This is a genomic window from Luteimonas sp. FCS-9 (assembly GCF_001014645.1).
In the GTDB taxonomy this organism is placed as follows: domain Bacteria; phylum Pseudomonadota; class Gammaproteobacteria; order Xanthomonadales; family Xanthomonadaceae; genus Luteimonas.
The window spans coordinates 24,274-36,025 of the sequence record NZ_LASZ01000014.1; the positions used below are offsets into that span (position 1 = coordinate 24,274).

Annotated in this window: 11 protein-coding genes; 5 read left to right on the top strand and 6 right to left on the bottom strand. The window is 72.5% G+C overall.

Annotated elements, in window-relative coordinates; all coding sequences use genetic code 11:
• Positions 1-3: 3 nt before the first annotated feature.
• Together WQ56_RS12255 and WQ56_RS12260 are read right to left on the bottom strand one after the other, a co-directional pair.
• Positions 4-1,812, bottom strand: a complete 1,809-nt coding sequence (locus WQ56_RS12255; RefSeq protein ID WP_047137410.1) for an EAL domain-containing protein — start codon at positions 1,810-1,812, stop codon at positions 4-6.
• Between the two features lie 52 nt (positions 1,813-1,864).
• Positions 1,865-2,461, bottom strand: a complete 597-nt coding sequence (locus WQ56_RS12260; protein ID WP_047137411.1) for a DUF4126 domain-containing protein — start codon at positions 2,459-2,461, stop codon at positions 1,865-1,867.
• Between the two features lie 109 nt (positions 2,462-2,570).
• On the opposite strand from WQ56_RS12260, the gene WQ56_RS12265 reads away from it, so the two are divergent.
• From WQ56_RS12265 to nudC, 3 genes are all read left to right on the top strand, one after another.
• Entirely contained in the window at positions 2,571-3,311 is a 741-nt protein-coding gene (locus WQ56_RS12265; RefSeq protein WP_047137412.1) for a DUF6776 family protein, read from the top strand.
• 32 nt (positions 3,312-3,343) lie between these two features.
• A complete protein-coding gene (erpA, locus tag WQ56_RS12270) occupies positions 3,344-3,718 on the top strand; it encodes an iron-sulfur cluster insertion protein ErpA (protein ID WP_047137413.1) in 375 nt (124 codons plus the stop codon).
• A gap of 85 nt (positions 3,719-3,803) precedes the next feature.
• Positions 3,804-4,691: an NAD(+) diphosphatase gene (gene nudC / locus WQ56_RS12275; protein WP_047137414.1), complete on the top strand. Its 888-nt coding sequence runs from the start codon at positions 3,804-3,806 to the stop codon at positions 4,689-4,691.
• Between the two features lie 7 nt (positions 4,692-4,698).
• Here nudC and WQ56_RS12280 read toward each other — a convergent pair whose 3' ends face one another.
• The 4 genes from WQ56_RS12280 to WQ56_RS12295 form a co-directional block, all read right to left on the bottom strand.
• Positions 4,699-5,148 (bottom strand): DUF2752 domain-containing protein, encoded by a 450-nt coding sequence (locus WQ56_RS12280; RefSeq protein WP_082132384.1) that lies wholly within the window; start codon positions 5,146-5,148, stop codon positions 4,699-4,701.
• Positions 5,148-5,528, bottom strand: a complete 381-nt coding sequence (locus WQ56_RS12285; protein ID WP_047137415.1) for a CD225/dispanin family protein — start codon at positions 5,526-5,528, stop codon at positions 5,148-5,150. Before WQ56_RS12285 ends, WQ56_RS12280 begins: the two co-directional genes overlap by 1 nt.
• A 96-nt stretch (positions 5,529-5,624) precedes the next feature.
• Positions 5,625-5,942, bottom strand: coding sequence for a hypothetical protein (locus tag WQ56_RS12290; RefSeq protein WP_156170527.1), 318 nt, complete (start codon positions 5,940-5,942; stop codon positions 5,625-5,627).
• Between the two features lie 112 nt (positions 5,943-6,054).
• A complete protein-coding gene (locus WQ56_RS12295; RefSeq protein ID WP_047137416.1) occupies positions 6,055-8,016 on the bottom strand; it encodes an MFS transporter in 1,962 nt (653 codons plus the stop codon).
• A 186-nt stretch (positions 8,017-8,202) separates the two neighbouring features.
• On the opposite strand from WQ56_RS12295, the gene WQ56_RS12300 reads away from it, so the two are divergent.
• Both WQ56_RS12300 and WQ56_RS12305 read left to right on the top strand, forming a co-directional pair.
• Positions 8,203-9,285, top strand: a complete 1,083-nt coding sequence (locus tag WQ56_RS12300; protein WP_156170528.1) for an alpha/beta fold hydrolase — start codon at positions 8,203-8,205, stop codon at positions 9,283-9,285.
• 105 nt (positions 9,286-9,390) lie between these two features.
• Positions 9,391-11,739: a TonB-dependent receptor gene (locus tag WQ56_RS12305; RefSeq protein ID WP_047137417.1), complete on the top strand. Its 2,349-nt coding sequence runs from the start codon at positions 9,391-9,393 to the stop codon at positions 11,737-11,739.
• The last annotated feature ends 13 nt before the right edge of the window (positions 11,740-11,752 follow it).

Genomic DNA, 11,752 nt, shown 5'->3' on the forward strand with positions numbered 1-11,752 from the left:
GTCCTACAGCACCGAGTGGTGGAAGTCGAAGTCGAGCGCGTCGGCCACGCGCTGCACGAGGTTGCCTTGGATGTAGTCGATGCCGCTCATCCACAGCGTGGCCGCGGCCTGCGGGTTCTCGACCTGCTGGCCGATCACCTGCAGCCCGAGCCGGTGCGCGCGCTCGACCGCGCCGCGCATCTCGTCGCGCACGCGCGGTTCGTCGAGCTGGCGCGAGTAGCGGCCCGACAGGCGCACGAAGCCCAGCGGCAGCTGCGCGAGCAGCGCGTTGGCCTCCTCGCCGTCGCTGTATTGCCCCAGGCACAGCTGCACGCCGGCCGGCACCATGCGCGCGCAGAACTCCTGCAGCGACAGCGCGTGGATCAGCGCGTCGTCCTGACGGACGTCGATGACCAGCGCGGCGCCCGGGACGCCGGCCTCGTCCAGGCGCTGCAGCAGCCAGTCCGCGTAGCCCGGGTGCACCAGGCTGCGCGAGGACTGCGACACGAACAGCCGCATCGCGCCGCCGCGCTGCGTGCGTTCGGCGAGCGTGGCCACCGCCAGCTCCAGCACGCGCCGGTCGATGTCGAGCAGCAGGCCGGCCAGCTCGGCGGCCGGCAGGATGCGCGCGGCCGAGTGCAGCTCGCCGTCGCGGCCGCGCAGGCGCAGCAGCGTCTGGTACTGCGGCTCGTCGCCGCCGGCGACCGAGACGATCGGCTGGAACGCCAGCTCGATGCGGCCTTCGTCGAGCGCGCCGCGCAGGTCTTCCGACAGCGACGGCGCCGCGTCGCCGGGCGCGGTGGCCGGCGCGGGGATGTGCACCGCGATGCCGGCCGGGGTGCCGCGCGCGTCGCGCAGCGCCTGCTCGGCGGCGGCCAGTGCGCTGCCCGGGTCCTCGTAGGCGTGCGCGAGATCGGCGTAACCGATCAGCGCGCGCAGGCGGATGCTCTGGCCCGCGAGCGGGAACGGGTGGCTGCCGATGCCGTCGCGCAGCCCGCGCGCCCAGGCGTCGAGCGCGGTCCGGTCGACCGTCGGCGCGAAGATCAGGAACGTGTTGTCGTTCAGGCGTGTCGCCGCGGCGCCGTCGACCAGCTGGCGCAGGTGCCGGCCGGCATCGGTGAGGATGGTCTCGAGCCCGGCGTAGCCGTAGCGGTCGCGCAGTGCGGTGATGCCCTCGATCTCGACGAACGCGAGCGCGCCGCGCGGCTGCGCGGGGATCGCCTCGGCCAGCTGCTGCAGCAGTTGCAGCCGGCTGTTGAGCCCGGTCACCGGGTTGCGGCCGGGGTCGGGCATCTGCTGCAGGGTGCGCGCGCGCCGGATGCGGTTCTGGACCGCCGACACCAGATGCCGCGGCCGCACCGGCTTGGTCAGGAAGTCGTCGGCGCCGACCTCCAGTGCCTCGAACTGGCGTTCCGGATCGACGTCGCCGGTCAGGAACACCACCGGGATGTGGCGGTGCGCCGGTTGCTGGCGCAGCAGCGCGGTCAGCTCGGCGCCGTCCATGCCAGGCATGTGCAGGTCCATCAGCACCAGGTCGGGTGCGAAGTCGGCGACGGTCGACAGGAACTCGTTGGCGATCGCGACCACGCGCGCCTGCAGCCCGGCGCCGTTGAGCACGCTCTCGGCGAACAGGGCCTGGCTCGGATCGTCCTCGACGACCAGCACGCGGTATGGCCGGCCCTCGTCGGACAGCGGCACGGTGCCGGCCTCGGCGGCGCCGGCGGCCGCGTCGGTCGCGTCCGGCAGCGACGGCCGGCCGGCATCGGCCGCCCACCGTCGCCAGTACGCAGTGGGGGGGAACTCCGCGCGTTGCGGATTGTCGGCGTCGGACATGGGGGGACTGTGGCGCGAAGCTCGGGAAGGCGCAACTTTACCCGGGCCGCAATCAGGAGCGCGGCAAGGCGGTGGCGCGACGCCGGCGGCCGCGGCCGAACACGCGGCGCCACAGCCAGGCCAGCGCGACCGCGCAGGCCAGCGCGACCGTCGCCACCAGCGCCAGGGCCAGCCACGGCGAGGCCAGTGCCAGTCCGAGCGCGCCGACGGTCAGCACGTCCTCGGCCGACGACGCGGCCAGGTTGCTCGCCGGCCCGGGCGAGAGGTTGAGCAGTGCCCGGGAGCCTGCCTTGAGCGCGTGGCTGGTCAGTGCGACGCCCGCGCCGGTGGCGAGCATGCCGGCGCCCAGTTCGCCGTCGGGCGAGAGCGCGGCGGCGGCGAGGAACGCGCCCGCCGGCACCCGCGCCAGGGTCTGCAGCAGGTCCCAGCCCGAATCGACGCCCGGGATCTTGTCGGCGAGGAACTCAGTCAGCGCGAGCACGCCCGACACGCCGAGCACCCACGGCGAGCTCGTCGCCTCCAGCGCCGGCGGCAGGTCGAGCCAGCCCAGCGCGCCGGCCACGCCGACGCCGAACACGGTCAGGTAGGCGCGCACGCCTGCCAGCCACGCCAGCAGCACGCCGACCGCGAACAGATGGGCTTCGGACATCGGACCTCCGGGCGGCACGGCAGGAAAGGACAACCCACCCCAAACGCCGGCGAGTATAGGCAGCCCGGCGGCTTGACTGCGATTCGCCGCGCTCGCTATATCTCCCCGGATGACCCGACCCGCGCCCTCCGGGCAGTCCCCGTCGCCGTCGCCGCCCGGCACGCCCGTCCGCTCCGCGCAGGGCCTGCGCTGGACGCTGGCCCTGCTGGTGCTCGTGGCCCTGTCGCTGCTGTTCGGCAGCTGGGGCGCCTGGCAGCTGTTCGCGCCGGGCGCGGCCAACCCGCAGCGCCAGCTCGCGGCCCAGGCCGCGCAGATCGAGGACCTGCAGCAGCAGGTCGCCACGCTGACCCGCTCCGACCAGATCAGCCGCGACGCCAACCGCGAACTGCAGGGCACGCTGGCCGAGCGCGACGAGGAGATCGCCGCGCTGCGCGCCGACGTCGCGTTCTACGAGCGCTTCGTCGGCTCTACGACGCAGGGACGCGGCCTGACCGTGCACGAGCTGCGGATGCAGCCGCGGACCGACCAGGGCTGGCACTACACGGCCACGCTGACCCAGAGTCTGGCCCGCGACGCGGCCAGCGCCGGCGAGATGCGCCTGGCGATCGAAGGCACCCGCGACGGTCGGCTCGAGACGCTGGCCTGGTCGGACCTGCGCCAGCGCGCGGACGCGGCCGGCGTGCCGTACTCGTTCAAGTATTTCCAGCAGGTCGAGGGCGACGTCGTGCTGCCGCCCGGGTTCCAGCCGCTGCGGGTGACGGTGCGGCTGGCGCCGGCCGGTCGCGGCGCGGCGGTCGAACGCGCGTTCAGCTGGGCGGACGTGACGCCGCGTTCCGTCCCCGACGCTTGAACGCGGTCGCCGGGCCCCCCATCCTGTCGGGCATGAGCGAAGTGCTGACCATCGAAGGCCCCGGCTACCAGTCCCTGGAGCGGCCGCTGGAGTTCACGCCCGCCGCCGCGGCCAAGGTGCGCGAGCTGATCGACGGCGAGGGCAACCCGGCGCTGAACCTGCGCGTCTACATCCAGGGCGGTGGCTGTTCGGGCTTCCAGTACGGCTTCGAGTTCGACGAGGAGCGCGCCGAGGACGACCTGGCGATCGTCACCGACGACGTCACGCTGGTGGTCGACCCGCTGAGCCTGCAGTACCTGATGGGCGCGGCGGTCGACTACGTCGAAAGCCTGCACGGCGCGCAGTTCACGATCCGCAACCCGAACGCGAAGTCGACCTGCGGCTGCGGCAGCAGCTTCACGGTCTGAGCCAAGGGCGGCGTGCGCGCCGCCGCCTCCCGCCGGTCCCGGCCCGTGTCGCCATCGCGACACAGCGGCCGGCGATAATGCCGGCATGGACTTCCGTTTCGTCGACGCCCCGCTCGATCGCGCCGAACACCTGCGGACCGACAGCGCCGCGCCCGCGCGGCTGTGGCCGGATGCGCGCGTGCTGGTGGTCGACGCGCACGGCGATGCGGCCGTCGACGGCGACGGCGCGCCGCCGGCGCTGACCGGTACCGCACTGGGCGAGCGTCCGGCCTCGGCGGTGTTCCTGGGCCTGCACGGCGAGCGCGGCTGGTTCGCGCTGCCGGCCGAGGATGCGCCCGACGGGCTGCCGGTGCAGGGCTTCGTGGACCTGCGCAGCGCGGCGGCGCAATGGCCGCTGCGCGATTCCACCGCGTTCGCGCAGGCGCGCGCGGTGCTGCACTGGCGGTCGCGGCACCGGCACTGCGGCGTCTGCGGCGCGGCGCTCGCATGGGCGCGCGCCGGCTGGCTCGGCCGCTGCCCGCAGTGCGGGACCGAACACTATCCGCGGACCGATCCGGCGATCATCGTCGCGGTGACCGACGGCCCGCGGCTGCTGCTCGGGCGGCAGGCGGCCTGGCCGGCGCGCCGCTACTCCACGCTCGCCGGCTTCGTCGAGCCGGGCGAGACGCTCGAGCAGACCGTCGCACGCGAGGTGTTCGAGGAAAGCGCGGTGCGGGTGCGCAACTGCCGCTACCTCGCCTCGCAGCCCTGGCCGTTTCCGTCGTCGTTGATGCTCGGGTTCCTCGCCGAGGCCGAGCCCGACGTCCCGCAGGTCAACGACGAGCTCGAGGACGCGCGCTGGTTCGACGCCGAGGCGGTCGGTGCCGCGTTGCGCGACGCCCATCCCGACCTGCTGCTGTCGCCGATGCTGTCGATCTCGCGCTGGCTGATCGCGCGCTGGCACGCGCTGCGCACCGGCACCGACGCCGCTTGAGGCGGATTCAGCCAAGCCCGCCGGGCGCGAGCCAGGTGAAGGGCGGCCAGGGCAGGTTGCGGGCGACCCAGTAGACCGACAGCAGCACCAGCCAGAACGTCGCCGTCGACAGCCGCGCGGCGACCGGCTGCAGCCACGCGGGCCGCCAGCCCAGGCGCCAGGCCAGCGCCAGCGGCGAGAGCGCGAGCAGCACCAGCAGCAGGGGATTCATCGAGAACGCCTGCGGCAGGTCGCCGTGGACGAGTGCGTGCAGGCAGCGGGTGAGCCCGCAGCCCGGGCAGACCCAGCCGGTCGCGGCGTAGAACATGCACGGCGGGAACGGACTGCCCGGCGCGTTCGGATCGAAGGTGCGCAGCAGCCAGACGCCGGCCGCGGCGGCCGCCAGACCGCCGCCCGCGAGGGCGACGGTGGCGGTGCGCACGCGCGCCACGGGGTGCTGGCCGTGCACGTGGGACATCAGACGCCGCTCTGGATCTGGTCGAAGATCATCTGGTACTGCTCCATGCCGCCGCCGAGCGTGAGCGAGTAGATCGTCCACAGCAGGCCGAGGATGCACAGGCCGGTGGTGACCCAGCACCAGGTCTTGGCGGTGTTGGACGCGCGCTGTGCGCCGGCCAGGTCGCCCTGGCCCAGCAGCGTGTTGACCTTGGCCGCGAACACGATCGCGACGATGCCCGGGATCGTGCCGACGATGCAGCACAGGCACAGCGAGAGCACGGTGGCGATGATCGCCCACGCCAGGTGGTTGGGCACCGTGCCCGGGGCGATCGGCGCGCCGGGCAGCGGGGTGCCCGGGGCGGCGTACGGACCGGGCGGGGGCGGCGGGATGGTGCTCATGTGGTGCTCTCCTCGAGGATGGGTAGAACGGTGGACGACAACACGGAACGGCGGATCGAAACGACGGCCGGTGCAGCCTAGGCGCGGACCGCGTCGCTAGCGCGTGGACGACTGGGTGGCGTTGGCCGCGAGCACCGAGGACACGATGGCGGTGGCGATCCAGCACACCGGCCAGGTGAAGAACCCGACGACCACGAAGCACAGCAGCAGGTTGACCAGCGCGACCGCCCAGTAGCCGAACATGAAGAGCAGGCCGGTGCCGACCCGGCCCGCATAGAGGTGGCCGACGCCGAAGGTCTGGACCAGCGCCCCGGGCAGCAGTTCGAGCAGGACGGCGACGCCGCTCGACCGCGTCGATGCGGGTGCGGCCTGCACGTAGACCACGTGCGGCGACGATGGCGTTGGATCTGGCATGCGGCTCCCCGGTGCGGCGGCCGGCACCGGCGCTGGGCCGGTGTGACCTGAACGGCCGCCAGCGTAACCGAGTCGCGCGCCGCTGGGCAGACGGTCGGGCGTCGCCGGCGCCTCAGGCGGCATCGCCGCGCAGCGCGCGCACCTGCGCCTCGAGCGCGGCGGCGGTGAGCCCGGCGGGGTCCTCGACGCGCGGCGCGGCGACGACCTCGACGTGCGCGCGCAGACGCCGCGGCACGCGCATGCGCGCCAGCCGGTCGCCGGCGTGCGCGTGGTGCCGGCTCCACAGGCTCGTCCACATGCCGCGCAGCGCCAGCGCGACCACCGGCACGCGCTGGCCGCGCGCCTGGGCCCGGGCGAGGATGCGCTCGACCCCGGAGCGGAAGGCGGCGATCTCGCCGTCGCCGGTCAGCCGGCCCTCGGGGAAGATGCCGACCAGCTCGCCCTCGGCCAGCGCCGCGTCGATCGCGTCGAACGCGCGCTGCATCAGCGCCGGGTCCTCCTTCGCGCCGGCGATCGGGATCGCCTTGGCGTGCCGGAAGATCCAGCGCAGCCCGGGAATGTCGAAGATCCGGTGGTACATGACGAACCGCACCGGACGCGGGATCGCCGCCGACAGGATCAGCGCGTCCATGTAGCTGACGTGGTTGCAGACGATCAACGCCGCGCCGTCGGCCGGGATCGCCGGATCGACGTCGCGCTCGCGCAGCCGGTACAGCGTGCGCACCAGCAGCATGCTGGCCAGGCGCATCAGGAACTCGGGCACGATCGTGAAGATCCAGATCGCGACCAGCAGGTTGGCGATCGCCAGCGCCAGGAACACCTGCGGGATCGTCAGGCCCGGCAGCGGAATGGTCAGGCCGCCCAGCGACAGCGATTCGCGTTGCACCAGCACGCCGATCACCGCCGCTGCGACGATGAACAGCGAGTTCTGGATGTTGAGCCCGGCGATCACGCGCGAGAGCTCCGAACGCGGCGTGCGGCTCTGGATCAGCGCGAACAGCGGCACGACGAACACGCCGGTGAACAGTCCCACGCCGACCAGGTCGACCACGATGCGCCAGCCGCCCGGGCCGTCGAGGAAGGCGCCGATCGTCAGGCCGGTCTGCGGCGGCAGGCCGGGCCGGGCGAAGTACAGGTCGAGCAGGAACGCGCTGATGCCGAACGCGCCCAGCGGCACCAGCCCGATCTCGACCGTGCGCCCGGACAGCTTCTCGCACAGCAGCGAGCCGGCGCCGACGCCGACCGAGAACAGCGCCAGCGCGAAGATGTAGAGCGCGGTGTCGTTGGCCACGCCGCCCAGGTACACCTCGGCGTAGGTCGGCAGCTGCGCGGTCAGCACCGTGCCGACGAACCAGAACCACGACACGCCCAGGATCGCGTTGCGCACCGCGAGCTGGCGCCGGGCCAGGCGCAGCACCGCCTTCGATTCGGGGATCGGGTTCCAGTTGACCGTCAGGTCCGGCGCGCCGGCGTCGACCTTCGGGATCAGCCGCGCGACGAGGTTGCCGGCGACCGCGAGCGCGATCACCGAGACCGCTGCCGCTTCCGGTCCGTGGCTGCCGGCCAGCTTGAACACCAGCCCGCCGTAGATCATGCCGGCCAGGATCGAGATCGACGTGCCCATCTCGACCAGGCCGTTGCCGCCGGTCAGCTCCTCGGGCCGCAATACCGACGGCAGGATCGAGTACTTCACCGGCCCGAACAGCGTCGACTGGGTGCCGGTCAGGAACAGCGCGACCAGCAGCACCGGCATGCTCTGCAGCAGGAAGCCGGCGGCGGCCAGCGACATGATCGCGATCTCCATCGCGGTCGTGATCACGATCAGCTTCTGCTTCTCGAGCTTCTCGGCGATCTGGCCGGCGATCGCCGAGAACAGGAAGTAGGGCAGGATGAACAGCGCCGGCGCAAGGTTGGTGTAGAGCGTGCGTTCCTCGGTGCCCACGCCCAGGAAGAACAGCAGCGCGATGATCGACTGCCGATAGACGTTGTCGTTGAAGGCGCCGAGCGCCTGGACCGCGAAGTAGGGCGCGAAACGCCGCTGCCGCAACAGCGCGAACTGGGACTGGCCGGACATGGCGGCTCCTGGACGGACTGCGCGGAGCCTAGCAGGTCGGCATCACCGTCGGCCGGGGCAGGGCGGGTGGCACGCGGCTGTCATCGAGCGTATCCAGACTGCCGCGTGCGGCATGCAGGCCGTGCTTTCGGTCTCGATCGATGTCGGTGTCCCCCGATCCCGCGCCGCGCGCCGGCGCCCGCCTCCATGGCTGAGGCCGTCCGCCGTCCGCGGTGGCGCCGGCTGCTGGCCGGCGTGTGTCTGGCGCTGTTCGCGGCGGCGCTGCTGGGGCCGCGTTCGCGCGCGCTGGCGCCGCCGTCGCTGTCGCCGGACGTGCCGCGATCGCCGGCCGCGCTGGCGGCGTGGATCGAGGCGCGCGAGGCCGCCGTGCCGGGACTTCGGGCAGGCACGGCGGCCCGGATCGTCTGGGCCGATCCCGCGCGGCCGGCACGCGCGCCCTGCGCCATCGTCTACCTGCACGGCTTCACCGCCAGCCACGGCGAAGGCGCGCCCACCCACGCGCAGCTCGCGCGCCGCTTCGGCTGCAACCTGTACCTGCCGCGCCTGCCCGGGCACGGCCTGGACGCGGACGACGCGCTGCGCGGGATCGATGCCGCGCAGTTGCATGCGGCGGCCGCTGAAGCGCTGGCCGTGGGCGGCGTGCTGGGCGAGCGCGTCGTGGTCGTCGGCAGTTCGATGGGCGGTGCGCTGGCCCTGCAGGCGGTCGCGGGCCGGCCGGCCGGTGTGCGTGCGCTGGTGCTGTGGTCGCCGCTGGTGCGAGAGACCGGAGACCGGCTCCGGGCGCTGGGTTGGCCATGGGGCGCGCATGCGCTGTCGTGGTCGAAGAACGGCGGCGACCCGGTGATGCGCTGGCGCTCGGACCATCCGTACTGGGCGTCGGCGGCGCACCTGGACGGCTATCGTGCGCTGTATGCGCTGACCCGCGGCGGCATGACCGCCGACACCTATGCCCGGATCACGGCGCCGGTCTTCCTCGGCTACTACTACCGCGATCCCGAACACCAGGACCCGACGGTGTCAGTGGCGCAGATGCACAGCATGTTCGCGCAGCTCGGCACGCCGCCGGCGCTGCGCGAGGCGGTCGCGTTCCCGGATGCGGAGGCGCACGTGATCGCCTCGCCATTGCGGTCCCGGGCCGTGCCCGACGTGTTCGCCGCGACGTGCCGGTTCCTGCATGCGCGTGCGGAGATGCCGCTGGCGGCCGGCCGGACCGGCTGCGAACCCGAGGCGGACAACATCGTCGACACACCCGCTGCGCACGGCCGATGAGCCCGGCGCGAGGGCGCGGTCATCGTGACGTCTTCTGCGTTCCATCCTGCGGACATACGCCCGCAGGATCCTCTGCGGCTTCGCAGTTCCAGGGAATGTCGCCCGATGCCGTTTCGCGTCCGTCCACTTGTGCCGGCACTGCTGGTCAGCCTCGCCGTTCTGGCATCCGCCCAGGCACGTGGGCAATCGACACCGCAGCAACTGGATGCGGTCGTCGTCACCGCGCAGAAACGCGAGCAGCAGGTGCACGACGTGCCGATCGCGATCAGCGCGTACTCGGGCGAGTTTCTCGACGCCCTGGGCATCGACGGCTTCGAGCAGCTCGGCCACTACGTGCCCGGCCTGCAGACCCAGGTGCAGAGCCCGAACAACCCCGGGTTCGTGATCCGCGGCATCACCTCCGACAGCGGCGATGCCAGCAGCGAGCCGCGCGTGTCGGTGTTCCAGGACGGGGTGTCGATCAGCCGCTCGCGCGGCTCGGTGGTCGAACTGTTCGACATGGAGCGCGTGGAGGTGCTGCGCGGCCCGCAGGGCACGCTGTTCGGCCGCGGCGCGCAGATCGGCGCGATCCACCTGATCCAGAACAAGGCGCGCAACACGTCCGAGGGCGGCTTCCGCTTCGGCTTCGGCAACCACGACGAGACCTACTTCACCGGCCACGCCAATGCGCCGCTGGTCGACGACCGCCTGTACGGCCGCTTCGCGGTGTTCCACCAGCGCCGCGACGGCACCGTGGACAACCTCGCCGGCGGTGCGCTCAACGGCCGCGACACCCAGGCCTTCCGCGGCGCGCTGCGGCTGGACCTGGGTGAGACCGGCGGCTTCGACCTGATCCTCAACCACCAGCAGGACACGCCGCCGGGCACGGCCTTCCGCAGTGGCGTCATTCCCACCCGGCAAGGCAGCACGGATTTCTGGAATGCGCCGGCCGATCTCAACCGCGGCCGGGCGCTGGGCCTGGACCGCAGCGTCGACAGTGCGACCCTGCTGGGCGAGTTCCGCCTGGACGACGACTGGCGCCTGTCGACCGTCACCGGCTGGCGCCGCTTCGATTCCACCGAGGAATTCGACGGCGACGGCTCGCAGGCGAACCTGCTGGAGTTCGCCGAGGTGGCGCGCGGGCGGCAGTTCAGCCAGGAGGTGCGTTTCCAGTACGACGCCGGCGGGCGCTTCCGCGGCTTCACCGGCGCCAGCGTCTTCGACGAATCGGGCTCGCAGCGGGTGCCCTTCAGCACCGACGAGCGCAGCCTCTACGCACTGTTGTCGCCGACGCTGTCGGCCGTGGTGGGCGGGCTGTTGCCGGTGGTGCCGCTGCTCGATCCCGACGGCACGCCCAACACGAGCCTGTCGGCGGTGCCGATCCACCCGGCGCTGCAGCAGATGCTCGGGCTGCCGGCGTTCCTGCCGCTCAAGCCGGTCCACACCGAGGAATACGCCAACCACGGCGACGTGCAGGCGCTGGAGGTGTTCGCCGACGGCACCTGGTCGCTGACCGATCGTCTCGACCTCACCCTGGGCGCGCGCTACACCCGCGAGAAGATCGAATCCGGCTACGAGGCCCTCCATCACGGCACCCCGAGCGTGCTGGGCCTGTTCCTGCCCGCGTTCCCGGACAGCGTGGCCTTACCCAACGCGCTGTTCCCGGTCACCGGCGGCCGCCTGACGGCGTCGGACACGTTCTCGTCCGTGATCGGGCGCGCGGTGGCCAACTACCGCTTCACCCCCGACCTCAACGGCTACGCCAGCGTTTCGCGCGGGCGCCGCCCGGACCTGCTGCAGTACAACGACGGCGCGATGGAGCAGGTCGACGCCGAGATCGTGTGGAGCTACGAGCTGGGCCTGAAGGGCGCCGCAGCCGGCGGCCGCTTCGTCTACGACCTGGCCGCCTACTACTACGACTACAGCAACTTCCAGGCCCAGATCGAGAACCCGGACGCGCCGCCGTTCTTCGTCACCGCCAACGGCGGCAACGCCCACGCGACCGGCTTGGAGGCCTCGCTGATGCAGCGCTTCGGCGAGCGGCTGACCGGCTTCCTCAACTACGGCTGGATCGACGCCGCGTTCAACGCCTTGGACGACGACGGCAACCCGCAGGCGCTGGCCGGCAACCGCTTCCGGCTGACGCCCGAGCACACCGTCGCGCTGGGCCTGGACTGGCGCAGCCCGGTGGGCGACGGCCACGAACTGTACGTGCGGCCGAACTACAGCTGGCGCTCGAAGGTGTACTTCGAGGACGACAACGCGCCCGGCATCGCCCAGGACGCGTATGGTCTGCTGAACCTCAACCTGGGCGTGCGGCTGGCCAACGGCTGGGACGTGCAGGCCTATGCCCACAATCTCACCGACGAGGCCTACCTGGTCGATGCAGGCAACACCGGCGCGCAGTTCGGCATTCCCACCTACGTCCCCGGCACGCCGCGGCTGTACGGCGTGCGCTTCGCCCATGACTTCTGAGAACGCATTCAAG